The organism is Modestobacter italicus, assembly GCF_019799965.1.
Classification (GTDB): Bacteria; Actinomycetota; Actinomycetes; order Mycobacteriales; family Geodermatophilaceae; genus Modestobacter; species Modestobacter italicus_A.
On sequence record NZ_JABGCJ010000004.1, the window covers coordinates 335194 to 357987 of the forward strand.

The 22794-nt window shown below is 74.7% G+C and carries 24 protein-coding genes and 1 riboswitch; of the genes, 9 read left to right on the forward strand and 15 right to left on the reverse strand.

The window, feature by feature from the left end; all coding sequences use genetic code 11:
• Window positions 1-5 precede the first annotated feature (5 nt).
• Both HLA93_RS12190 and HLA93_RS12195 read right to left on the reverse strand, forming a co-directional pair.
• Entirely contained in the window at window positions 6-896 is an 891-nt protein-coding gene (locus HLA93_RS12190; protein ID WP_222194638.1) for an NAD(P)H-hydrate dehydratase, read from the reverse strand.
• Entirely contained in the window at window positions 877-1629 is a 753-nt protein-coding gene (locus tag HLA93_RS12195; protein WP_222194639.1) for a histidine phosphatase family protein, read from the reverse strand. Before HLA93_RS12195 ends, HLA93_RS12190 begins: the two co-directional genes overlap by 20 nt.
• A gap of 121 nt (window positions 1630-1750) precedes the next feature.
• Between HLA93_RS12195 and HLA93_RS12200 the strand changes: the two genes are divergently transcribed.
• Together HLA93_RS12200 and HLA93_RS12205 are read left to right on the forward strand one after the other, a co-directional pair.
• On the forward strand, window positions 1751-2332 hold the full coding sequence (locus tag HLA93_RS12200) for a YdeI/OmpD-associated family protein (RefSeq protein ID WP_222194640.1): 582 nt from the start codon (window positions 1751-1753) through the stop codon (window positions 2330-2332).
• 101 nt (window positions 2333-2433) lie between these two features.
• Window positions 2434-3777 (forward strand): FAD-binding oxidoreductase, encoded by a 1344-nt coding sequence (locus tag HLA93_RS12205; RefSeq protein ID WP_222194641.1) that lies wholly within the window; start codon window positions 2434-2436, stop codon window positions 3775-3777.
• 33 nt (window positions 3778-3810) lie between these two features.
• Here the strand turns inward: HLA93_RS12205 and HLA93_RS12210 are convergent, their stop codons facing one another.
• The 5 genes from HLA93_RS12210 to HLA93_RS12230 all read right to left on the reverse strand — a co-directional run bounded on the left by HLA93_RS12210 (window position 3811) and on the right by HLA93_RS12230 (window position 8044).
• Window positions 3811-4815: a C40 family peptidase gene (locus HLA93_RS12210; RefSeq protein ID WP_222194642.1), complete on the reverse strand. Its 1005-nt coding sequence runs from the start codon at window positions 4813-4815 to the stop codon at window positions 3811-3813.
• A 131-nt stretch (window positions 4816-4946) separates the two neighbouring features.
• Window positions 4947-5426, reverse strand: a complete 480-nt coding sequence (locus HLA93_RS12215) for a hypothetical protein (RefSeq protein WP_246626412.1) — start codon at window positions 5424-5426, stop codon at window positions 4947-4949.
• A 91-nt stretch (window positions 5427-5517) separates the two neighbouring features.
• The gene (locus HLA93_RS12220) at window positions 5518-5823 is read right to left on the reverse strand and encodes a hypothetical protein (protein ID WP_222194643.1); all 306 of its coding nucleotides are present in this window, start codon (window positions 5821-5823) and stop codon (window positions 5518-5520) included.
• Between the two features lie 201 nt (window positions 5824-6024).
• Window positions 6025-7467, reverse strand: a complete 1443-nt coding sequence (locus HLA93_RS12225) for a glycine hydroxymethyltransferase (RefSeq protein ID WP_222194644.1) — start codon at window positions 7465-7467, stop codon at window positions 6025-6027.
• Between the two features lie 18 nt (window positions 7468-7485).
• A riboswitch (ZMP/ZTP riboswitch) is annotated at window positions 7486-7567 on the reverse strand.
• Between the two features lie 90 nt (window positions 7568-7657).
• On the reverse strand, window positions 7658-8044 hold the full coding sequence (locus HLA93_RS12230; protein WP_222194645.1) for a hypothetical protein: 387 nt from the start codon (window positions 8042-8044) through the stop codon (window positions 7658-7660).
• Window positions 8045-8210: 166 nt separating this feature from the next.
• Here HLA93_RS12230 and HLA93_RS12235 point away from each other — a divergent pair, with 166 nt between their 5' ends.
• On the forward strand, window positions 8211-8501 hold the full coding sequence (locus HLA93_RS12235; RefSeq protein WP_246626413.1) for a hypothetical protein: 291 nt from the start codon (window positions 8211-8213) through the stop codon (window positions 8499-8501).
• Window positions 8502-8546: 45 nt separating this feature from the next.
• On the opposite strand, the gene HLA93_RS12240 is transcribed toward HLA93_RS12235, so the two are convergent.
• The 3 genes from HLA93_RS12240 to HLA93_RS12250 form a co-directional block, all read right to left on the reverse strand.
• On the reverse strand, window positions 8547-9935 hold the full coding sequence (locus HLA93_RS12240; protein ID WP_222194647.1) for a metallopeptidase TldD-related protein: 1389 nt from the start codon (window positions 9933-9935) through the stop codon (window positions 8547-8549).
• Complete coding sequence (locus tag HLA93_RS12245) at window positions 9932-11443, reverse strand: TldD/PmbA family protein (RefSeq protein ID WP_222194648.1); 1512 nt, start codon at window positions 11441-11443, stop codon at window positions 9932-9934. The genes HLA93_RS12240 and HLA93_RS12245 overlap by 4 nt, the downstream gene beginning before the upstream one ends.
• Window positions 11444-11524: 81 nt before the next feature.
• Entirely contained in the window at window positions 11525-11863 is a 339-nt protein-coding gene (locus HLA93_RS12250) for a UBP-type zinc finger domain-containing protein (RefSeq protein ID WP_222194649.1), read from the reverse strand.
• A 178-nt stretch (window positions 11864-12041) separates the two neighbouring features.
• On the opposite strand from HLA93_RS12250, the gene HLA93_RS12255 reads away from it, so the two are divergent.
• The 3 genes from HLA93_RS12255 to HLA93_RS12265 all read left to right on the forward strand — a co-directional run bounded on the left by HLA93_RS12255 (window position 12042) and on the right by HLA93_RS12265 (window position 13884).
• The gene (locus tag HLA93_RS12255) at window positions 12042-12848 is read left to right on the forward strand and encodes an MBL fold metallo-hydrolase (protein WP_222194650.1); all 807 of its coding nucleotides are present in this window, start codon (window positions 12042-12044) and stop codon (window positions 12846-12848) included.
• 122 nt (window positions 12849-12970) lie between these two features.
• The gene (locus HLA93_RS12260) at window positions 12971-13450 is read left to right on the forward strand and encodes a hypothetical protein (RefSeq protein WP_222194651.1); all 480 of its coding nucleotides are present in this window, start codon (window positions 12971-12973) and stop codon (window positions 13448-13450) included.
• 47 nt (window positions 13451-13497) lie between these two features.
• Window positions 13498-13884, forward strand: a complete 387-nt coding sequence (locus HLA93_RS12265; protein WP_222194652.1) for a cupin domain-containing protein — start codon at window positions 13498-13500, stop codon at window positions 13882-13884.
• Between the two features lie 9 nt (window positions 13885-13893).
• Here HLA93_RS12265 and HLA93_RS12270 read toward each other — a convergent pair whose 3' ends face one another.
• The gene (locus HLA93_RS12270) at window positions 13894-15186 is read right to left on the reverse strand and encodes an amidohydrolase family protein (protein ID WP_222194653.1); all 1293 of its coding nucleotides are present in this window, start codon (window positions 15184-15186) and stop codon (window positions 13894-13896) included.
• A 71-nt stretch (window positions 15187-15257) separates the two neighbouring features.
• On the opposite strand from HLA93_RS12270, the gene HLA93_RS12275 reads away from it, so the two are divergent.
• The 3 genes from HLA93_RS12275 to HLA93_RS12285 are packed head-to-tail and all read left to right on the forward strand — an operon-like array spanning window position 15258 to window position 17235.
• Window positions 15258-15935: a DedA family protein gene (locus HLA93_RS12275; RefSeq protein ID WP_222194654.1), complete on the forward strand. Its 678-nt coding sequence runs from the start codon at window positions 15258-15260 to the stop codon at window positions 15933-15935.
• Window positions 15932-16612 carry an HAD family hydrolase gene (locus tag HLA93_RS12280; RefSeq protein ID WP_222194655.1) on the forward strand — a complete coding sequence of 227 codons (681 nt, stop codon included), beginning with the start codon at window positions 15932-15934 and terminating at the stop codon, window positions 16610-16612. The genes HLA93_RS12275 and HLA93_RS12280 overlap by 4 nt, the downstream gene beginning before the upstream one ends.
• Window positions 16609-17235: an alpha/beta hydrolase family protein gene (locus HLA93_RS12285; RefSeq protein ID WP_222194656.1), complete on the forward strand. Its 627-nt coding sequence runs from the start codon at window positions 16609-16611 to the stop codon at window positions 17233-17235. The genes HLA93_RS12280 and HLA93_RS12285 overlap by 4 nt, the downstream gene beginning before the upstream one ends.
• Before the next feature lie 76 nt (window positions 17236-17311).
• Here HLA93_RS12285 and HLA93_RS12290 read toward each other — a convergent pair whose 3' ends face one another.
• From HLA93_RS12290 to HLA93_RS12305, 4 genes are all read right to left on the reverse strand, one after another.
• A complete protein-coding gene (locus HLA93_RS12290; protein ID WP_222194657.1) occupies window positions 17312-18595 on the reverse strand; it encodes an SRPBCC family protein in 1284 nt (427 codons plus the stop codon).
• A 212-nt stretch (window positions 18596-18807) separates the two neighbouring features.
• A complete protein-coding gene (locus tag HLA93_RS22040; RefSeq protein WP_222194658.1) occupies window positions 18808-19665 on the reverse strand; it encodes an FAD binding domain-containing protein in 858 nt (285 codons plus the stop codon).
• Window positions 19662-22169 (reverse strand): xanthine dehydrogenase family protein molybdopterin-binding subunit, encoded by a 2508-nt coding sequence (locus tag HLA93_RS12300; protein ID WP_246626414.1) that lies wholly within the window; start codon window positions 22167-22169, stop codon window positions 19662-19664. The genes HLA93_RS22040 and HLA93_RS12300 overlap by 4 nt, the downstream gene beginning before the upstream one ends.
• A complete protein-coding gene (locus tag HLA93_RS12305; protein ID WP_222194659.1) occupies window positions 22166-22720 on the reverse strand; it encodes a (2Fe-2S)-binding protein in 555 nt (184 codons plus the stop codon). The genes HLA93_RS12300 and HLA93_RS12305 overlap by 4 nt, the downstream gene beginning before the upstream one ends.
• Between the last annotated feature and the right edge of the window lie 74 nt (window positions 22721-22794).

Sequence of the window (22794 nt, forward strand, 5' to 3'; positions counted from 1 at the left end):
GAACGTCAGAGATCGACCTCGGCGATCACCCGCGGGATCTCCGGCGGCAGCTCCCGGGCCAGGAAGCCCAGCCGGCCGACCCGGGCGGCCAGCCGCTCACCGGCGCGGCCGTGCAGGTGAGCCGCCCACACCGCGGCCTGCTCCGGTGCCGCGCCGCGGGCCAGCAGCCCGGCCACCACCCCGGCGCGCACGTCCCCCGACCCGGAGACGCCGAGCCCCGCGCCGCCGCTCTCGTCCTCCCAGAGCCGGCCGTCGGAGCCGGCCACCCAGCTGGTCACCCCGCCGAGGCCGACCGTTGCCTGCGCCTGCTCGGCGAGCCGCTGGGCCGCACCGGCCGGGTCGTCGTCCACCTCGTCGTGTTCCACGTGCAACGCGATGGCGAGCTCGGTCGGGTTGGGCGTGAGCACGACCCGGCCGCCCAGGTGGTGCAGGCAGCTGGGGTCTGCGGTGACCGCCGCCAGGCCCAGTGCGTCCAGCGCGACCGGTCCGTCCAGCTCGGGCAGCAGCCGCTCCACCAGCTCCCGGGTCTCCGGTTCGTCGGCCATCCCCGGCCCGATCAGCACCGCCGAGGCGCTCTGCGCCAGGTCCAGGAACAGCTCGGCCGAGTTGCCCCGGATCGCGCCGGCCTCGGTGGACGGGACACCCCGGACCAGCGCTTCCGGCAGCGAGATGGAGACGTGCGGGGCGACCTTCGACGGGACGACGACCTGCAGCTTCCCCGCCCCCGACCGCAGTGCGGCCTCGGCGGCCAGCAGCACGGCGCCGACCGTCTCGGTGCTGCCCCCGACCACCAGGATCGAGCCGCGGGCCTCCTTGCCACCGGTCGGCTCGGGCAGCCGCCAGCCCCGGAGGACCTGGGGGGTGACGAGCGTGCTGTCACGCTGGGGACGGGGCATCGGTCTCCTCGGTCACGGGCGCACCGGAGTCCCGGTCGCCGGTCAGGTGGTGGACGTCGTTGAAGCCGAGGAGGGCGTAGCGCCCGTCCCCGGTGAGCTCGTAGCGGGTGACCGAGGTGTTGGCGACCTGCTCGGTGCGGTCGATCTCCAGCAGCTGCTGCTCGGTGAGCTCCTCGAGCACGTACCGGAACACCATGATCACCGCCTGGTGGGCGACGCAGAGCAGCCGGTCGCCGTCGTGCCGCAGCGCCTCGGTGGCCAGCAGGCTGCGCACCCGCAGCGCCACGTCCGCCCAGCTCTCCCCGCCCGGCGGCCGGTAGTAGAACTTGCCCAGCAGCTCCCGGCGCTCGGCCTCCTCCGGGTGCTCCTCCCGGATCCCCGTCCGGGTCATCCCGTCGAACACCCCGAAGTCGCGCTCCCGCAGCCGCTCGTCGTGCCGGATGGTCAGGTCCAGCCCGCCCGCCGCGACCGCCCGCTCGGCGGTGTCCAGCGCGCGGGCGAACGGCGAGCTCAGCACCGTCGTCGGCCGCTCGTCCACCGGCAGGCTCCCCAGCCAGGCGCCGAGTGCGTCGGCCTGCTGCTGCCCGGTCTCCGACAGCGGGACGTCGGGGTCGCGGACGTCGAGCTCCAGCCGCCCCGAGCCGGTCTCGTGCGCCTGCGCGTCGGCCAGGTTGCCCAGGCTCTCGCCGTGTCGCACCAGCCAGAGCGCGTGCGGCCCGGGTGCCTGTGCCATCGCCGTCCCGTCTCTCGTGCGGCGCTCCTGGGCAGCGCCGTCCGGTCAGCGGTAGCCGACCACCTCCCCGACCAAACCGCGACCTCTGGACGCCGCCCGGCGGACTGCGCACGATGACCGGGTGGCCGACGAGAGCACGTTCGAGACCCGGGCGTTCGCCACCGCAGCGGAGTTCGACGACTGGCTGGCCGCCGAGCACGACCGGGCGCCGGGGCTGTTCCTGCGGATCGCCAAGAAGTCCTCGGGGATCCCCTCGCTCACCGCCGCCGAGGCGGTGGAGGTCGCGCTGTGCCACGGCTGGATCGACGGCCGGGCCAACCGGGTGGACGACGACTGGTTCACCGTCCGGTACACACCGCGGCGGCCGAAGAGCGTCTGGTCGCAGAAGAACGTGACGACGGTCGGCCGGCTGATCGCCGAGGGCCGGATGCGCCCGGCCGGGCTGGCCGCGGTGGAGGCCGCCCAGGCCGACGGCCGGTGGGACCGCGCCTACGCCGGCCCGGCGACGATCACCGTGCCCGACGACCTCGCCGCCGCCCTGGCCGCGGAGCCCGCCGCGCAGGAGGCGTTCGCCGGGCTGGACGGGGGCAACCGGTACGCCGTCCTCTGGCGGGTGCACACCGCTGCCACGCCCCAGACGCGCGCCAAGCGGATCGCGGCCTGTGTCCAGCTGCTGGCAGAGGGTCGCCGCATCCACGGGTGACTGCGTGTCCCCCGGACCCGGCGGCGCGACCCCTTCCCCCGGCCTGCACCGGGCGGTAGGACGGCCCGGACCCACCGTGAGACCCCATGAAGGGACCTGTCGTGACCGCCACGACCACCGAGCTCACCGGCACCGTCCACCGCCCCGGCGACCCCGGGTACGCCACCGCCGTCGGCGGCTTCAACCTGACCGTGGTGCACCAGCCGGCGGTCGTCGTCGAGGCGCGCTCCCCCGCCGACGTCGCCGCCGCCGTGCGGTACGCCGCGCGGGCGTCGCTCCGGGTGACCGTGCAGAACACCGGCCACGGGGCCCGCCGCCCGGCCGGCCCCGACACCCTGCTGCTGCGCACCGGCGCCCTGGACTCGGTCTCCCTCGACCCGGCCGGCCGCACGGCCACCCTCGGGGCAGGGGTCACCGCCGGTCCGCTCATCGCGGCCGCGGCCGAGCACGGCCTGGCTCCGGTGACCGGTGCCGCACCGAGCGTGGGTCTGGTCGGCCTGTCCGCCGGCGGCGGCATCGGCCCGCTGGCCCGGGCGCTCGGCTTCGCCGCCGACCGGGTCCGCAGCCTGGAGGTGGTCACCGCCGACGGGGAACAGCGGCACGTGGACGGCGCCACCGAGCCCGACCTGTTCTTCGCCCTGCGCGGCGGCGGCGGTGGCGTCGCCGTGGTCACGTCGATGACCGTGGAGCTGGTCGAGCTGGCCGGGTTCTGGGGCGGCGCCGTCTTCTTCCCCGGCGCCGACGCCGCGGCGGTGCTGCACGCGTGGCGCAGCTGGGCGCCGACGCTGCCACCGGAGGTCACGACGTCGATCGCGTTGCTCCGGCTGCCTCCGCTGCCTCAGCTGCCCGAGCCGCTGCGGGGGCAGTTCGTGGTCCACCTGCGCATCGCCTCGACCGGGTCGCCCGAGGAGGGGGCAGCGCTTCTCGCCCCGATGCTGCGGGTCGCCGAACCGCTGCTGGACACCGTGGCGTCGCTGCCCTGCACCGCGCTGGCCTCGGTGCACATGGACCCCACCGACCCGGCGCCCGTCACGGAGGCCGGCTGCCTGCTGGGCGAGTTCACCGCCGAGGCCGCCGACGCCCTGCTCGCCGAGGCAGGACCCGGCACGCAGACGCCGCTGGTCCTGGCCGAGGTGCGGGCCCTCGGCGGTGCGATGGCGACGGAGCCGGCGGTGCCTAACGCGGTGGGTGGACGGGACGCCCGGTGGTCGCTCTACACGGTCGGTTTCGCCGCTCCCCCGGTCGCCGGCGCGGCGTCCGCGGCTGCGCTCGGACTGGTCGAGGCGATGCGACCGTGGCGCTCAGGCGTCCAGTACAACCTGGCCGGCGGCCGCGACCTGGTGGAGGCGTGGCCGGCCGACGTCCTGGCCCGGTTGCAGCAGATCACCCGCGACCGCGACCCGCAGCGCCTCCTCGCCCCGGCCCAGCCGGTCCCGCTGCCCTGAACGCGGCTCCGGTGACCTGGCCCGGCGCCCGGGTCAGCCGGTGACGCGGCGGGCGCTGACGTAGCCGCCCTTGTCCACGCTGGTCACCGCGACCGGCTTGCCGGTGACGCTGGCGTGCACCATCTGGCCGTTGCCGATGTACATGCCCACGTGGCTGATCGGGGAGTAGAAGAAGACCAGGTCGCCGGGCTGCAGCTCGGCGCGGGAGACCGCGACGCCGATGCCGGACTGGGCGCGGCTGGAGTGCGGCAGCGAGATGCCCGCCGCGGCGTAGGCGTACTGGGTGAGGCCGGAGCAGTCGAACCGGTCCGGGCCGCTGCCGCCGGGCAGGTACATGTCGCCGACTTGGGCGAGCGCGGTCCGCACGGCGACGCCGGCCGCCTCGGTCGGTGCGGGGGCGGGGGCAGCGGTGACGTCGGGGCCGGAGAGCACGTTGTGCACCCGCACCTGGTCGGTGACCGAGAGCCGGGCGAAGTCGGCCTCGTAGCCGGCCAGCTCGTCCTCCAGCTGCTCCTTCTGGTTCTCCAGGTCGGCAGCGGCGGCGTCCGCCGCGGCGGCCGCGGCGGTGGCGTCGGCCTGCGCCTGCTCGGCGGCAGCACGAGCGGCGGCCGCCTGCGCGACCACGGCGTCGGCGTGCGAGGCGAGCTGGTCGAGCGTGCTCATCTGCGCGATGAGGTCGTCGGCCGACCCGCTGGTCAGGAAGGCGGCGAGCCGGCCACGGGTGGTGCCCACCATCCCGGTCTGCGCGATGGACCGCAGCTGCGGCTCCAGCGCGTCCAGCTCCGCCTGCGCCTGGGCGGCGGCACCGGCCGCGGCGGCGGCTGCGGCCTGCTGCTGCTCGGCGGTCGCGGTCGCCTGGTGCACCTGCTCGTCGAGCGCACTGAGCTTCTGCCCGGTCTCGGTGACCGCCTGCCGTGCCTGCGCGGCGGTCGTGGGGGCGGCCGAGGCCGTGGACGGGAGCAGTGCGACGCAGGCCCCGGCGCTCAGCGCGAGCGCGGCAGCACGGGTCCACCCCCGTCGCGTGGTCGTGCGAGTCATCGGACCTCCGAGTGCGCGCGTCGCGCCCGGGGAGGGGCGACACGTCCCGCGCGCGTCGGAACCGAACGTAAGGAGACGGCTGCGACGCGATGTGACCGCCGCGCCGGGGGACGATCGGTCCGCTGACCTGCTCAGTCCCAGAGGCCCCGTGCGCCACTCCCGCCCCGCGCGTTGCCGATGATCCGGTCGGCGACCGCACCGGTGGCGAAGGAGTAGACCGCCTTGTGCAGCACGTCGACGACCTGGTCCCGGCGCGACCACGTCCACGGCGGCGCCCCGACCCCGGTGACGTTCTCCAGCGTCTGGTCGACGGCCAGCCGCACCGAGGTGTGCCAGGCCGAGGCCCGCACCCCGCGCAGGCCGGCGGCGGACCAGACGCCGCGCAACGCCCCGACGGCCGCACCGGTGCCCCAGTGCATGAGGTGGTTGCGCACCGGCGGACGGGCCGACTCGGGCAGCCGCCGCCCGGTGGCGAGCGCCGTCAGCGTCCGGGCCGGCACGTAGGAGTCCGGCCGGCCGGTGAGCTGCTGCTCCAGCTTCTCCCCCGCGGTCATCACCGCCACGCCCGCCAGCCCCGCCACCGCGCCACGCACCGCTGCTCGTCGCCACATGCGCTGCGACCTACCCCCGGGGCGCGCCCGGCAAAGACGACGAGCCGCCCACCGGTTCCCCGGTGGACGGCTCGTCCCGTGCTGGTGGCGGTCAGCCCGCGGCGGGCTCCGAGGACTCGAGCGCCTCGACCGCGGCCACGTCGCGCAGGATCGCGGCGAGCTCGGCCGACGTCCACGCCTCGCAGCAGTCGCAGGTGCCCGTGGTGGAGAAGCTGCGCAGCCCGAGGCTGCCGCCGGCCTGGTCCTCGGCGAGGGCGAGCTGACCGTCCTCGGGGTTCCGGTGGCACCGGCACGACGAGGCACACATGCCCAGGCCCCAGCCCGAGACGATCACGGCCGGGCCGTTCTCGTGCACCCGCCCCAGCTGGAAGATGGAGGGCTTCTGGCGGTACGTCATGTCGGTCTCCCCTCGCCGTCCTGCCGTGGAGGCAGGGGGTCGTGTTCGGCGTTCGGGGAGAAGTAGACAGGAACCAGGTTTCATGTCCGCGTCACCGGGGCATGAAACGCGGTTCGGCGAATCGGTCGTACACAATCGCACCACCGGTCGCGCCAGCTCCACCGGTCCCGCCTGCACCTCCCACCCCGGGTGCGTCGCGGTTCAGCCCTGTCGGCCCAGGTCGAGGGTGACCTCCGGGTACAGCGGGTGGGCGTCGACCAGCTCGGTCGCCCGGGCCCGCACCCGCTCGGCCACGGTGGCGTCGAGCCGGTAGCGGACCTTCGAGTCACCCTCGGGCCGGGTGGCGGTGAGGACGTCGACCAGCAGGTCGCCCACCTCGGCCAGCTCGGCCTCCCGCAGGCCCCGGGTGGTCAGCGCCGGGGTGCCCAGCCGGATGCCGCTGGTGTACCAGGGGCCGTTCGGGTCGGCCGGCACGGAGTTCCGGTTGGTGACCAGTCCGGCGTCCAGCAGGGCCGCCTCCGCCTGCCGCCCGGTCAGCCCGAAACCGCCGACGTCCACGAGCACCAGGTGGTTGTCGGTGCCGCCGGTGACCAGCCGGGCGCCGCGGCGCAACAGCTGGTCGGCCAGTGCCCGGGCGTTGGCCACGACCTGCTCGGCGTAGCCGGCGAACTCCGGACGGCGGGCCTCGGCCAGCGCCACCGCCTTCGCGGCCATCACCTGCGGCAGCGGGCCGCCGAGCACCATCGGGCAGCCCCGGTCGACCGACGGTGCGTACTCCTCGGTGCACAGCACCATGCCGCCGCGCGGACCGCGCAGCGACTTGTGCGTGGTGGTGGTGACCACGTCGGCGTGCGGCACCGGGTCGAAGTCCCCGGTGAGCACCTTCCCGGCGACCAGCCCGGCGAAGTGCGCCATGTCCACCAGCAGCGTGGCGCCCACCTCGTCGGCGATCTCCCGCATGGCGGCGAAGTCGACCCGGCGTGGGTAGGCGGAGTAGCCGGCGACCAGGACCAGCGGCCGGAACTCGCGGGCCCGCTCACGCAGCGCGGCGTAGTCGATCAGCCCGGTCGCCGGGTCGGTGCCGTAGCTGGACTGCTCGAACATCTTCCCGGAGATGTTCGGCCGGAAGCCGTGGGTGAGGTGGCCGCCGGCGTCCAGCGACATGCCCAGCATCCGCTGGTCGCCCAGCACCCGGCGCAGCCGCGCCCAGTCGGCGTCGGTGAGCGCGTCGACGTTCTTGACCCCGGCCTCGGCCAGGGCCGGCGTCTCCACCCGGTGGGCCAGGATCGACCAGAAGGCGACCAGGTTCGCGTCGATGCCCGAGTGCGGCTGCACGTAGGCGTGGTCGGCACCGAACAGCTCGCGGGCGTGCTCGGCGGCCAGCCGCTCGACGGTGTCGACGTTCTGGCAGGCGGCGTAGAACCGGCGTCCGGGCGTGCCCTCGGCGTACTTGTCGCTGAACCAGTTGCCCATCGCCAGCAGCACGGCCGGCGAGGCGTAGTTCTCGCTGGCGATGAGCTTCAGACTGGAGCGCTGGTCGGCGAGCTCCTGCCCGATCGCCTCGGCGACCCGGGGCTCGACCTGGGCGATGACGTCCAGGGCGTTGGCGAAGGCGGCGGTCTCGCGGGTGACGGTGCTGGTCACAGGGGTCTCCTCGATCGCGACGGGAGCCCAGGCGCGCGGCGTTCTGCGGAGCCGCTCCCCGGTGGTGGCCCACCTGTCAGCGCCAGTCACGGCCCGCGGGGAGCCTAGCGACTGGGAGCAGCGCGCGGCACACGCCCCGTAGGTGGCCGCCGTCGGTGGCCGCCGCGATCCGCGGCCCCGGAGTCGCGGCTCACGAGAGCAGCGAGCGCAGCCAGGTGACGAGTCCCAGGAAGAGTCCGCTCGTGACCATGAGCACCAACAGGGCCTCGATCGTCACGTAACTGCGTTCGTCGAAGCCACCGCGCCGCCTTCCCCTCCTGCCCAGCCAGACGACGACGCAGAGCGCTACAAGGCCGAGGGCGACCGTGATGGCGATGGGGCGAATGGCCGGTCGCGCTACGTAGCCGCCCCCGATGGCGAACAGGAAGCCGAAGAAGACGGTCAACAAGCCAGCGATCGTGCGAGTGGCCACGTCACGCCAGAAGGCGCTGTCCCGGACCCATTCCCGTGGCCAGTGCCACGGCTTGCTGGATGGCTTGGTGGACGCCCCGGTAGTCGTCTCGTCGCGCGAAGTCACACGACGATCATGTGCCGCTGCTCTCCCCGGTCGCGTCACCACAACGCGAAATGCCGTTGTGATCGGCCGACTCCGCCAACTGAGGCCCCTCACACCACACCCGCCACGCACGAAGGCCACGGGATGTGGACGTCGGCGTCTGGGCGGGTAGGGGTGGCGCATGTCGATGAGCGCACCGTTCGACCCGGTCCAGCCCAGCAACGACGACCAGGGCATCCCCGCCGCGGATGCCGGCCAGGGAGCCCCGCCGCCCGCCGAGGGGTTCGGCATCGGCGGGGAGGAGCCGGACACCCCGGAACAGACCGGCGCCGACTCACCTGCCGCACCGCAGAGCGACACCCCGTTCCAGACCCCTGACCCCGATGAGGTCGGGCCCGAGGCGACCGGCAACCCGGTCGACCCGGCGGTGGCCACGAACTCCCCGGACCCCGGGCAGACCGGCCGCGACCAGCGCTGACCCGGTGGGCGGTCGGGGCGCCCAGCCGGTCGCCCCGACCGCCGCTCAGCTGGCCGGGCTGACCGAGCTCATGTTGAAGTCGGGCACCCGCAGCATCGGCATGGCCGCGCGGGTGAACCAGTCGTTCCACTCCCGCGGCAGCGTCCGCTCGGTGCGGCTGGCCTCGGTGGCGCGGCCCAGCAGGTCTACCGGCGACTCGTTGAAGCGGAAGTTGTTGACCGCGCCGGTGACCTCGCCGTTCTCGACCAGGAAGACGCCGTCCCGGGTCAGGCCGGTGACCAGCAGGGTCTGCGGGTCGACCTCGCGGATGTACCAGAGCGTGGTCAGCAGCAGACCGCGCTCGGTGCGGGCGACCGTCTCCGCCTGCGTGGCGGTGGCGTTCGGGTCCTCGAGCACCAGGTTGTCCAGTGCGGCCGTGGCCGGCGCGGTGGTCTTCAGGGCCCACGCGCGCGGCCGGATCAGGTTGGTGAGCACCCCGCCCGAGATCCAGTCGACCGCCGGGGTGGCCATGCCGTTGTCGAACACCGAGGCGCTGCCCGACGAGCCGCCGACCACCTGGAACGGCGAGGTCTCCAGCCCGGGGGCGTGCGGGTCGCTGCGCAGCGTCAGCGGCAGCTGGGCCAGCCGCTCGCCGATCCGGTTGCCGCCGCCGGCCTTGGCGTAGACGCTGCGGCCCTCGTCGGCGTCCCGGGCCTCCATCGACCAGTAGGCGACGATCATCAGGTCGCTGACCGTGGACGGCGGCAGCAGCGTCTCGTACCGCCCGGCAGGCAGCTCGATGCGCCGCTGCGACCAGGCCAGCTTCTGCTGCACCTCGGCGGCGAGGTCGGCCACCGAGACGTCGGTGAAGTCGCGGGTGCCGACGCCGGCCCAGACCGAACGGCCGAAGTCGGCGCTCTTGCCGTTGAGCTCCACCCGGCCGGTGGGCTGGTCGTGCCGCAGCCGCAGCCCGGTCGAGGTGCCCAGCCAGGTGGTGGCCATCTGGTGCTCGGCGAAGCCGAACAGCAGCTGGTCGCGGCTGCGGGCGTCGCCGAAGGCCTCACCGAGGGCGGGGGAGAAGTCGCGGAAGACGTCGATCGAGGTGGTCGCGGCCGGGGCGTCCCAGTCACCGGAGCCCGGCGGCGCCTCGCTGATCAGCGGCATGGCGTCCTCGGCCGGCCCGGCGTCCCGGGCGGCATGCTCGCTGGCGGCGACGAGCTCGGCGATGTCCGGGGTCCCGGTACGGGCCACGGTGCCACTGGCCATCCCCGCGCCGCCGTCGACGAAGGAGATGACGACGACCTGCCGGGAGCGCATCGCGCCGTTGGTGGTCAGGCTGTTGCTCGCCCAGCGGAGGTTGGCCTCCGAGCTGTCGGTGACGTAGACGACTGCGCCGTCCGCCCGCGACGCCGCCAGCGCCTGCTCGACGATCTCCTGCGGGGACATGGCGCTCATCGCCCACCCTCCTGCTTCGTGTTGAGGATGGTCGTGTTCTCGAACAGCGCGGTCGGGCAGCCGTGGCTGACCGGGGCCACCTGGCCGGGCTGCGCCTTGCCGCAGTTGAAGGCCCCACCGAGCACGTAGGTCTGCGGGCCACCGACCGCGGTCATCGAGCCCCAGAAGTCGGTGGTGGTCGCCTGGTAGGCGACGTCGCGGAGCTGACCGGCCAGCTTGCCGCCCTCGATCTTGTAGAACCGCTGCCCGGTGAACTGGAAGTTGTAGCGCTGCATGTCGATCGACCAGCTGTTGTCACCGAGGACGTAGACGCCGCGCTCGACCCCGCCGATGATCTCCTCGGTCGAGGGGCCGTCGGGCACCGGCTGCAGCGACACGTTCGCCATCCGCTGCACCGGCACGTGGGCGGCGGAGTCGGCGAACGCGCAGCCGTTGGAGCGCTCCACCCCGCGCAGCCGGGCCATGTTCCGGTCGACCTGGTAGCCGACCAGCACCCCGTCGCGGACCAGGTCCCACTGCTGGCCGGCGACGCCCTCGTCGTCCCAGCCGACGGTGGACAGGCCGTGCTCGGCGGTGCGGTCACCGGTGACGTTCATCAGCGGCGACCCGTACTGCAGGGTGCCCAGCTTGTCCACGGTCGCGAAGGACGTGCCGGCGTAGGCGGCCTCGTAGCCCAGCGCGCGGTCGAGCTCGGTGGCGTGGCCGACCGACTCGTGGATGGTCAGCCACAGGTTGGAGGGGTCGACCACCAGGTCGTAGCGGCCGGGGTCGACCGAGGGGGCCTTGACCTTCTCGCGCAGCAGCTCGGGCAGCTCGGCCAGCTCGCCGCGCCAGTCCCAGCCGGCGCCGGTGAGGTACTCCCAGCCGCGGCCCACCGGCGGGGCGAGCGTGCGCATCGACTCGAAGCTGCCGGTGGCGCGGTCGACGGTGAGCGCGGTGAACTCCGGGTTCACCCGGACGCGCTGCTGCCGGGTGCGGGTGCCGGCCGTGTCGGCGTAGAACTTCTGCTCCTTGACCTGCATGACGCTGGACTGCACGTGCTCGACCCCGTCTGCGGCCAGCAGCTGCTCGGAGAGCTCGACCAGCAGCGCGGTCTTCTCCGCGTCCGGGACGGCGAACGGGTCGACCTCGTAGGCCGACACCCACTCCCCGTCGTACGCCGGCTCGGGGGCCAGCTCGACCCGGTCGGTGTTCATCGCCGCGGACACCTGGGCGACGGCGACGGCCTCCTCGGCCAGCCGGACCGCCTCGGCCGCGGTGAGCACGACGCCGGCCGCGAAGCCCCAGGTGCCCTCGTGCACGACACGGACGGCGAGGCCGAGGTCCTCGCCGTCGGCCAGGGCCTCCAGCCGGGCGTCGCGCAGCCGTACGGTCTGGGTGCGGATCCGCTCGACCCGGAGGTCGGCGTGCTCGCAGCCCAGGTCGACCGCGCGGGTCAGCGCCGCGTCGGCGAGCGCGGAGAGCGGGAGGGCGAGGAAGGACTCGTCGACGGAACGGGGCTGTGCCACGGGTGCGTGTCTACCAGCCCGGTCCGACCGGACGCACCGGAGTTGGTGAGCCGCGCTACAGATCGCTGCCCCGAGACTGCGTCAGTGCAGGTGCCGCTGCCAGTCGGCCGGCACCCGGCCGGCGGGGCCGGGGACCGGCTGGCCGTCCGGGTGCGCGTGCGGCGGGGCGAGCACCGGCCCGGCACCGAACTGCTCGGCGCCGTAGTCCCAGAACCAGTCCTCGCCCGGCTCGTAGCTCTGCGCGATGCGGTGACCGGTCTCCGCGGCGTGGTGCGACGCGTGCTGGGACGGTGACGAGTCGCAGCACCCGACGTGCCCACAGGCGGCGCAGCGGCGCAGGTGCAGCCACCAGCTGCCGCTGCCGTCGCACTCGAGGCACCCGGTACCGCTCGGCGGCACGGTCGGGTCGATCTGGTCCATCGGGGCTCCTCGGGTCCGGCGTCCGGGCGCCGTGATCGTGCCCTGCCCGGGACGGCCGGGGCAACGACGGCCGGCACCGCCGCCGCTGTGCGCCTACCGCTGGTCGCGACGCGGCGGACCGACGATGCGCGCACACCGGCCGGTTGCAGACCCGCGGCCGAGGGGTAACCCGGCCGGCATGACCGCACCCGGGGACGACGACGTCACGCTCACCTTCGGCGGCACCGCCACGACGCTGCTGCGGATCGGGCCGTTCACCCTGCTGACCGACCCGAACTTCCTGCACCGCGGCCAGTGGGCGCACCTGGGCTACGGGCTGCGCAGCAGGCGGCTGACCGACCCGGCGCTCGTGCCGGCGCAGCTGCCGGCACTGGACGCCGTCCTGCTCAGCCACATGCACGGCGACCACTGGGACCGGGTCGCCACGAAGGCGCTGCCCAAGGAGACCCCGGTGGTCACCACGCCCGAGGCCGCCGGCTGCCTGGCGAAGCGGGGGTTCACCGACACGTCGGACCTGCGGCCGTGGCAGACCCACGAGCTCACCCGGGGCGACACCACCCTGCGGATCACCAGCGTCCCGGGCGTCCACGGGCCCGGCCCGTTGGCCCGGCTGCTGCCCCAGGTGATGGGCAGCGTGCTGGAGCTGGTCCGCGGCGGGCAGGTGACCTGGCGCGGCTACGTCAGCGGCGACACCCTGTTCCGGCCGGTGCTCGGTGAGGTGCTGCAGCGGTGCGGGCCGCTGGACGTGCTGATCCCGCACCTGGGCGGCACCAAGGTCGCCGGCATCACGGTGACGATGGACGCCCGGCAGGGCGCCGACCTGGTCGAGCTGCTGCGGCCGCCGGTCACCGTGCCCGTCCACTACGACGACTACGGCCTCTTCAAGAGCCCGCTGGGCGACTTCGTCGCCGAGGTCGCCGCCCGCCGGGCCCCCGGCGAGGTGCGCACCGTCGGCCGCGGCCAGACGATCTCGCTGCGCGCCTGATCCACCCCGGGGATGAGCCGCTGAGCTGGGCAGATCACCCCACCGGCCGACGCCCGCTGACGGCGTCCGGCCCGACGCTGGTCCGGCCACCGACCGGTGGCGGGAACGAGCGGAGGCACCCGGTGGTCAGCACGAAGAAGGTCGTCCTCGGCGCGGTGACGGCGCTGATCGGCGTGATCGGGGCGGGCGCTGCCGCGCTCGCGGTCACCATGCCCTCCGGCGTACACGGGCCGGGGGCGGTGCTCGCCGAGCTGCAGGGGCACACCGACACCTCCGACCACGCCACCGCCGAGGCCGCGCCCCGCGCCGACGTGCCGGGCTGGACCCGGGACCTGGGCACCGACGTCGTCGTGGTGCGGCCCGGCGAGGCCGCCGGCTTCGACGATGGCAACGTGCGGACCGACATGACGCTGCCCGGCGGGACGACGCTGCCGGCCGACTGCACTGCGCTGGACCAGGTCGGGATGCCCTGGGACGGCGGTGGCCGGTGGCCCGACCTCGGTGGCACCGCCCAGCTGTGCGACGGCTGGGTCACCGTCGTGCTGGACGACCACCTCTACGCCTGGACCGCCGACGACCTGCTGGCCGAGGCCCGCGGCTGACCCCGGCTGTCGTGCATGGCCGGGCGGATCCCGGGCACGACCGGACGATGGAACCCGTGGTCCGCGACAGTGCGGAGGTCGACGCCGAGACCTGGGACGACCCGGTGCGGGGCAGGGTGTCCTTCCGGGTGCTGTTCAGCCAGGACCGGACGCCGACGGCCGCCCTCTACACCGGGCTGACCGAGCTGCCCCCCGACGGCTGGCTGGGCCTGCACCGGCACACCGCCACCGAGGTCTACCACCTGATCGAAGGCACCGGCGTCGTCGTCCTGGACGGCGTGGAGCACCCGGTCGCCGCCGGCTCGGCGGTGTTCATCCCCGGCGACGCCGAGCACGGCATCCGCAACACCGGCGAGGGTCCGCTGCGGTTCGTCTACGCCTTCCCGACCGACTCCTTCGACGACGTGCGTTACCGCTTCTCCGCGGAGGAGTGACGCCCGGCCTCAGCGGCCGGCGAGCCGCATCGCCCGGGTCTGCACGTCGGCGCGCAGCTCCGCCTCGTCGACCGTGGTCGACCCCCCGTCGGCGACGACCCGCCGCCCGCCGACCCAGGTGTCGCGCACGTGCCGGGAGCCCACCGACCAGACCAGGTGGGTCAGCAGGTCGGTGACCTCACCGACCGGCACGAACGCGATGTCCTCGGTGTCCACGTGCACCAGGTCCGCGCGGCGCCCGGCGGTCAGCTGGCCGAGGTCGTCGCGGCCGATCGCCGCGGCCGCCCCTCCGGTGGCCAGCCAGAACGCCTCCGGCGCGGTGAGCGCGGTGGCGTCCCGCTCGCGCAGCCGGGCCAGCTGAGCGGCCAGCCGGAGGTCCTCGAACAGGTCGAGGTTGTCGTTGGACGCCGGGCCGTCGGTGCCCATGCCCACCCGGATGCCCAGGTCGAGCATGTCGCGCAGCCGGGCGGTGCCGCTGGCCAGCTTGGTGTTGCTGCCCGGGCAGTGCGCCACCGCGACGTCGTACTCCCGCCACAGCTCCAGGTCGCCGTCGTCCATGTGCACGCAGTGGGCGCCCAGCACCCGGCCGCCGAGCACGTCGTGGGCGGCCAGCAGCTGCGGCACGCTCTGCCCGTGCCGCGCCAGCAGGTCGGCGCCCTCGGTGGAGGTCTCCGCGACGTGGGTGGTCAGCAGCATCCCGTGCTCGCGGGCCACCTCGGCGGCCTGGGTGAGCACCGGCAGCGGCACGGTGTAGGCCGAGTGCGGGCCGATGCCCCACTCGACCTGGTCGTCGCCGGTGCCGGCGGAGGCGGCGGCACGGGCGAGCTGCTCGTCGAAGCTGCCGAACCCGGGCAGCCCGATCAGCGCGTGGGTGATCAGCCCGCGCGCCCCGGTGCGCCGCACGGCCGCGGCCATCCGGTCGGGGTGGAAGTACATCTCCACGCTGGTGGTGACGCCGTGCCGCAGCATCTCCGCCGAAGCCGCGGTCATCGCGACCTCGACGTCCTCGGGGGTGAGCCGGGCCTCCCGGGGCCACATGACCTCGTTGAGCCAGCGGTCCAGCGGCAGCCCCTCGCCCTGACCGCGGAACAGCACCATCGGCGCGTGCGAGTGGGTGTTGACCATGCCGGGGGTGAGCACCCCGGGCAGCGCGGTGACCTCGGCGTCCGGGGCCTCCGGCGCCTCGGCGGCCGGGCCGACCCAGGTGATCAGACCGCCCTCGACGTCCAGCACGGCGTCGGGGAAGACGGTGCCGGCGCGGTCCCCGACCACGACGGCGCGGGCCGTGAAGCGCTGCACCATGGCTGCAGACCCTACGGTCGCCCCGGCCCGGCAGCAGCACGGCACACAGCCTGCGCCGTTACCGTGGGCGCATGTCCGTCCTCGCCGCTGCCGCGTCCGACGAAGGCGGGATCACCGGCTTCCTGCTCGACATCATCGACAAGCTGGGGGCGGTGGGCGTCGGCCTGACCATCCTCATCGAGACGGTCATCCCGCCGATCCCCAGCGAGGCGGTGCTCGGTGCCGCCGGGGTGCTGATCAACGACGGCCGGATGTCGATCGTCCCGGTGATCATCTGGGCGACCGTCGGTTCGGTGCTCGGCGCCACGATCCTGTACTGGGTGGGGCGGCTGCTCGGTCCCCGCCGGTCACACGCCTTCCTCGACCGGCTGCCGCTGGTCGAGACCGCCGACGTCGACCGCACCTTCGAGTGGTTCGCCCGCCACGGGCGGGGCGCGGTGTTCTTCGGCCGGATGGTGCCCATCGTGCGCAGCTTCGTCTCGGTGCCCGCCGGCGTGGTGAAGATGCCGTTCTGGCAGTTCCTGCTGTTCACCACCGGCGGGAGCCTGCTCTGGAACTGCCTGCTCATCGGGCTGGGCGTGGCCGCCGGCGACTTCGTGCAGGCCAACCTGCAGTACCTGGACTACGCGGTGGTGGTCGTCGTCATCGCGGCGGTGGCCTGGTTCGTCTACAAGAAGGTGACCGGGCGGTACCGCCGCCCGGCGGACGCGGGCCAGGACCTGCCCCTGGAGCACGAGGACCGGGCGTGACCGGCCCCCGGACCCGGCCGGACGTCGTCGCCTTCGACGTCAACGAGACACTGCTCGACCTCGCCCCGGTCGGCGCGGCCCTGGCCGAGCAGGGCAGCTCCGCCGACCAGCTGCCCGCGGTGTTCTCCCAGGCGCTGCTCACCGGTTTCGCCGCCACCACGGCCGGCACCTGGTTCCCCTTCCGGGCCGCGTTCGAGACCTCGGTCGCGCAGGTGACCGGGCTGCCGTCGTCCGCCTGCTCGGCGGTGGCCGACGCGTTCCTGGAGATGTCCCCGCACCCGGACGTCGAGCCGGCGTTCCGGCGGCTGACCGACGCCGGGGTGCGCGTGGTGACGCTCAGCCACGGGTCGCCCGGGGTCGCCGAGGCGGGGCTCACCCGCGGCGGGCTGACGGCGCTGGTGGAGCGCACGCTGACCTCGGAGTCCATCCGTGCCTGGAAGCCCGCCCGGGAGGCCTACCTGTGGGCGGCCGGGGTCTGCGGGGTGGCGCCGGAGCGGATGGCGCTGGTGGCGGCGCACTCGTGGGACGTGCTCGGCGCGGGCCGCGCCGGCCTGACCACCGGCTTCACCTCCGGCCGCTCGGAGCAGGTGTTCGCCGAGGTGTACGACCCGCCGCACGTGCAGGGCAGCTCGCTCGTCGAGGTGGTCGAGGCGCTGCTCGCGCTGCCGCCGGCGTGACGACCCAGGACGTCCCCACCCCGCTGGGCCCGGCCCGGGTGCACCGCAGCGAGCCGGACGGCGACGTGCGCGGCACCCTGCTGCTGGGCCACGGCGCCGGTGCCGGCAGCGGCACCGCCGACCTGCTGGCCGTCGCGGACGCCGCCTGCGCGGCCGGCTGGGCGGTGCTGCGGGTCGACCAGCCGTGGGTGGTGGCCGGCCGGCGGATCGCCCCGGCCCCGGCCCGGCTGGACGAGGGCTGGACGGCGGTGCTCGCCCAGCTGCGCGCCGACGGCCGGCTCACCGGGCCGGTGGTGTTCGGCGGCCGCAGCGCCGGGGCCCGGGTGGCCTGCCGCACCGCCGTCTCCCTCGACGCCGCCGGGGTGCTGGCGCTGGCCTTCCCGCTGCACCCGCCGGGCAAGCCGGAGAAGAGCCGCGCCGACGAGCTGCGGCAGGTCGAGGTCCCGCTGCTGGTGGTGCAGGGGGAGGGCGACGCGTTCGGGCGGCCCGCCGAGGTGGCGGCCGCACTCGCGGGTCACCCCGGGCGGGTGCAGGCCGTCCTCGGCGACCACGGGCTGAAGAAGGACCCTGCCGCCGTCGCCACCGCCGTCGTCGGCTGGCTGCGCACGCTCGCTCCGACCTGACCGCGGGGCGTCCCCGCGGCGGAGCCGGCCCCCGCACCGGTGTCGGCACAGGGGGACCGACGCCGGGCCGGCGGGGTCAGCGCTTGCGGCGGCGGCGCACCAGCAGGGCGAGCAGGAGCGCGACGACGGTGACCCCGGCGGCCGGGGCCGCGTAGCGGGTCAGCGCGGCCGACCCGGCCACCTCGAGCAGGTCGATCGGCTCGGGCTCGGCCGCCGGCTGGGGGCGCGGGCCGGACGACGGGGTGCTCTTGGCCGGGCCGCCGCCCGCCGGGCGGTTCGGCGGGGCGGTGGTGCGCACCGGCGGCCGGCTCGGCGCCTTCTTGGCGGGGACTCCGGCCGACGTGTCGGGCGCCGTCGTCGACGCGGGCTCGGCGGCGATCGCCTGGTCCTCGACCGTGCCGGTGCCGGAGAACGGCGCGGCGCTGCCGGCGGCAGGCGCGGTGTCGCCGGCGGCGGGCGCGGCGTCCCCCGCGGCGGGCGCGGTGTCCCCGGCGGGCGAGCCGGCGGCCGGGGCGCTCTTCGCCGGCGGGGCCAGCGGGTCGGGCACCCGGGCGGTGGTCGCCTTGCCCGGCGTCGCCTTGGCCGGCGCGGCGGCCTTCGCCGGCGCGCTCTTGGCGGGCGCGCTCTTGGCGGGTGCGGCCTTCTTCGCCGCCTTGGCCGGGGTGGCGGCCTGCTCGGCGTCGGCGGCCTTGTCCGCAGCCGCGGCGGCGGTCTTCTTCGCCGCCGCGCCGGCCTTCTTGGCCGCAGCGGCCGCGGGGGTGTCGCCAGCCGCGCCCTCGACGGACATGGCGGCCTCCTCGACGACGCCGGCGGTGGTCGCGGCCGCCTTGGCCGCCGCAGCGGTGGCCTTCGCCGCCACCGTCGGCTCCTGCGATCCGGCTGCCGCCGCGGCCCGGGCGGCGTCACCCTGGGCGTCGCCGCTGGCCAGCTGGGCGGAGAGCTTGTCGGCGAACTGGCCGAGCAGCTTGTTGCCCACGTCGGTCATGACGCCGCGGCCGAACTGGGCCGGGCGGCCGGTGATGTTCAGGTCGGTGAGGACGTCGACGCGGGTGGTCTTGCCCTCGGCGGCCAGCGTCGCGGTGATCACGGCCGCGGCCGTGCCGTTGCCGCGCTGGTCCTTGCCGCGGGCGTCGATGACGGCGCGGTGCGCGGTCTCGTCCTTCTCCACGAACTCGGCCCTGCCCTGGTAGGTCAGGTTGATCGGGCCGAGCTTGACCTTGACCCGGCCGGTGAACTCGTCGCCGGTCACCGAGTCCAGGGCCGCCCCGGGCATGCACGGTGCGATGCGCTCGATGTCCAGCAGCACCCGCCAGGCCTCGTCGATGGGCACCGGGACGGTGAACGCGTTCTCCAGCTGCACTGCAGGACCTCCGAGTGTGGACAGCCCGGGCGGGAGGCGACGAGTCGGCGACAGCCCGTCCGGGTCGTGCGGTGATCACGGCGAGACGGCGACGCTACCGCGCCGCGTCGCGCCCGTTGCCGACATCCGATCACGACCGGCGGCACGGCGCAGGTGGGAGGCGGGCGGCGCGCCGGACCGGCCGTGACGGACCGGTCCGGCGCACCCAGCAGCTACAGCCCCGCCGCGGCCGCCACCGCCCGCCGGGTCAGCACCTGGGCCAGGTGCTGCCGGTAGTCGGCCTGCGCGTTGAGGTCGTTGCTGGGGCTGGTGCCCTCGGCCGCCTGGGCGGCCGCCGCGGTCACCGTCTCCATGCTCACGTCCACCCCGACCAGCGCCGCCTCGGTGGCCCGGGCCCGCAGCGGGGTGGGCCCCATGTTGGTCAGCCCGATGCGCGCCTCCGCGATCCGGCCGCCTTCCCGGCGCACCGCGGCCGCCACGGCGACGATCGACCACGCCTGGGCCACCCGGTTGAACTTCTCGTACCGCACACCCCAGTCCTCGCCGAGCTTGGGCAGCCGGATCTCGACGAGCAGCTCCCCCTCCTCCAGCGCAGTGGTGAGGTAGTCGACGAAGAAGTCGGCCGCGGCGACGGTCCGCCGCCCCCCGGGTCCGACGACCACGAACTCGGCGTCCAGCGCGAGGGCGACCGCGGGCAGGTCACCGGCCGGGTCGGCGTGGGCGAGGGCACCGCCGAAGGTGCCGCGCCGGCGGACCTGCCGGTCGGCCACCGTCTCGGTCGCCTGCACCACGAGCTGCCCGTACCGGGCCAGCAGCGGGTCGGCCAGCACGTCGGCGTGGGTGGTCATCGCCCCCACGACCAGCTGGTCGCCCTCCTCCCGCACCCCGCGCAGCCCCTCCACGCGGGTCAGGTCGACCACGGTCTCCGGCGCGGCCAGCCGCAGCCGCATGACCGGGATCAGCGACTGCCCGCCGGCGAGGACCTTGACGTCCTCACCGCCGTCGGCGATCGCCTGCAGCGCCTCGTCCACCGTGGTCGGGCGGGCGTAGGCGAAGGGTGCGGGAATCACAGGTGACCTCCGGTGGACGACGGGTCGGTGGACGCGGCGGCGGCCTCGCCGGACGAGGCGCCCTGGGCGTTGGAACCGGCGGCGGCCCGGTCGCCGCCGTCCCCGCCCTGGTGGACGGCCCGCCAGACCCGCTCGGGGGTCAGCGGCATCCGGATGTCGGTGACGCCCAGGTGCCGGACGGCGTCCAGCGCCGCGTTGACCACCGCCGGGGTGCTGGCGATGCAGCCGGCCTCTCCCACGCCCTTGGCGCCCAGCGGGTTGCTGGTGGCCGCGTGCACGGTGTTGCCGGTGTCGAAGTGCGGCAGGTCGGAGGCGGCCGGGACCAGGTAGTCGACGAAGCTGCCGGTGGTCAGGTTGCCGTCGGCGTCGTAGATCGCCTCCTCGTACAGCGCCTGCGCGATGCCCTGGGCCAGGCCGCCGTGCACCTGCCCCTCGACGATCAGCGGGTTGACGATCGTGCCGACGTCGTCCACGCAGGCGTACTTGCGGATCTTCACGGAACCGGTCTCGGTGTCGACCTCCATCGCGCAGATGTGCGTGCCGTGCGGGAAGGAGAAGTTCTCCGGGTCGAAGGTGGCCTCGGCGTCGATGGTCGGCTCGACGCCCTCGGGGTAGTCGTGCGCGGCGAAGATCGCCAGGGCGACCTCCTGGATGCCGATCCCGGCGCCCGGCGTCCCCCGGACGGTGAACTTCCCGCCGGTGAACTCCAGGTCGTCCTCGCTGGCCTCGAGCAGGTGGGCGGCGATCACCCGGGCCTTCTGCACGACCTTCTCCGCGGCCTTCACCACGGCGGTGCCGCCGACCACGAGCGAGCGGGAGCCGTAGGTGTCCAGCCCGCGGGAGGAGATCGAGGTGTCGCCGTGCAGCACCTCGACGTCCTCGAAGGGCACACCGAGCTGGTCGGCGACGATCTGGCTCCACGCCGTCTCGTGGCCCTGCCCGTGCGGCGTGGAGCCGGTGACCACCTCGACCTTGCCGGTGGGCAGCATCCGGATCGACGCCTGCTCCCAGCCGCCGGCGCCGAAGGCCAGCGAGCCGAGCACCCGGGACGGCGCCAGGCCGCACATCTCGGTGAAGGTGGAGAAGCCGATGCCCAGCTGGACCGGGTCGTTCGCCTCCCGGCGCCGCTGCTGCTCGGCGCGCAGCTCGTCGTAGCCGATCAGCTGCAGGGCCTGCTCGGTGGCCTGGTGGTAGTCACCGGAGTCGTACTCCAGCCCGGCGACGGTGGTGAAGGGGAACTCCTCCGCCCCGATCCAGTTCTTCCGGCGCAGCTCGAGCGGGTCCATGTCCAGCTCGACGGCGAGCTCGTCCATGATCCGTTCGATGGCGAAGGTCGCCTCGGGCCGGCCGGCGCCGCGGTAGGCGTCGGTGGGCACCTTGTTGGTGAACACGCCGTCGCACTCGAACCGGTAGGCCGGGAACTTGTAGATGCCGGGGAACATGAACGCCCCCAGCGCCGGCACGCCGGGGGTGATCAGCCGCAGGTAGGCGCCCATGTCGGCCAGCAGCCGCACCCGCAGGCCGCGCACCGTGCCGTCGCGGTCGGCGGCGATGTCGATGAACTGCACCTGGTCGCGGCCGTGGTGGGCGGTCATCAGCGACTCGCTGCGCGTCTCGGTCCACTTGACCGGCTTGCCCAGCCGCCGGGCGATCAGCAGGCAGAGGATCTCCTCCGGGTTGACCTGCAGCTTCCCGCCGAAGCCACCGCCGACGTCGGGGGCGATCACCCGCAGCTTGTGCTCGGGGATGCCGGTGACCATGGCCGCCATCACCCGCAGGATGTGCGGGATCTGGGTGGCCGACCACATCGTGTAGTTGTCCCCGGAGGGCTGGACGACGACCGACCGGGGCTCCATGAACGCCGGGATGAGCCGCTGCTGGACGAAGCGGCGGCTGACGGTGACCTCGGCGTCGGCGAACGCCTGGTCGGTGTCGGCCCCGGTGCCGGCCTCCCCGGCGTCGAAGACGAAGTGGTAGCTGGTGTTCGAGCTGGTGGAGTCGTGCACCAGGGGCGAGCCCTCCTGCACGGCCTGCTCCATGTCCAGCACCACCGGCAGCGGTTCGTAGTCGACGTCGATGGCCTCCAGGGCGTCGGCGGCGGCCGTGCGGCTGCGGGCGACCACCACGGCGACGGCCTCGCCGACGTGGTTGACCTGGTCGACGGCGATCGAGGGGTGCCCGGGGTTGACCATGTCCGGGGTGACCGGCCAGGCACACGGCAGCGAGCCCTGCTCCTCGGCCAGGTCGCGGCCGGTGTAGACGGCGACGACGTTCGGCCGCTCCTTCGCCGCGCTGACGTCCAGGTGGGTGATCCGGCCGTGCGCCACCGGGCTGCGCAGCACCGCCAGGTGCAGCATCCCGGGCAGCACCATGTTGTCGGTCCACGTCGTCTTCCCGGTGATCAGCCGGGCGTCCTCCTTGCGGCGGCGCGCCTGCCCGACCTCCTTGGCCGGAGCCAGGTCGACGGGGGCGTCCGGGACGGCCGGGTCGTCGGTGACGGTCATGCCTGCACCGCCACGTGCTCGGCGGCCGCGGTGTCGACGACGGCGGGGGAGGCCTCCGGGTCGTCGGCGGCCTGACCGCTCATCTCGGCGGCGGCCTGGCGCACCGCCCGGACGATGTTCTGGTAGCCGGTGCAGCGGCAGAGGTTGCCCTCGATGCCCTCCCGGACCTCCTCGTCGCTGGGGTCGGGGTTCTCCTTGAGCAGGTCGATCGAGGCCATGATCATCCCCGGGGTGCAGAAGCCGCACTGCAGGCCGTGCATCTCGTGGAAGGCCCGCTGGACCGGGTGCAGGGTCGCGGTCGGGCCCTCGCCGGTGGCGACGCCCTCGATGGTCGTGACCTGGCAGCCGTCGGCCTGGACGGCGAGCACCGTGCACGACTTCACCGCGTTGCCGTCCAGGTGGACGGTGCAGGCGCCGCAGTTGCTCGTGTCGCAGCCGACCACCGTGCCGACCTTGCCGAGCTGCTCCCTCAGGTAGTGGACCAGCAGGGTCCGGGGTTCGACGTCGTCCTGGTAGGACGCCCCGTCGACCCGCACGTTGATCTGGGTCACCGAGTCCTCCGCTCCGTTGCAGGGCAGGTGTGGCCGGCATCACCCCGGCCTCGGCGTGAGTGTGTCAGCGGACA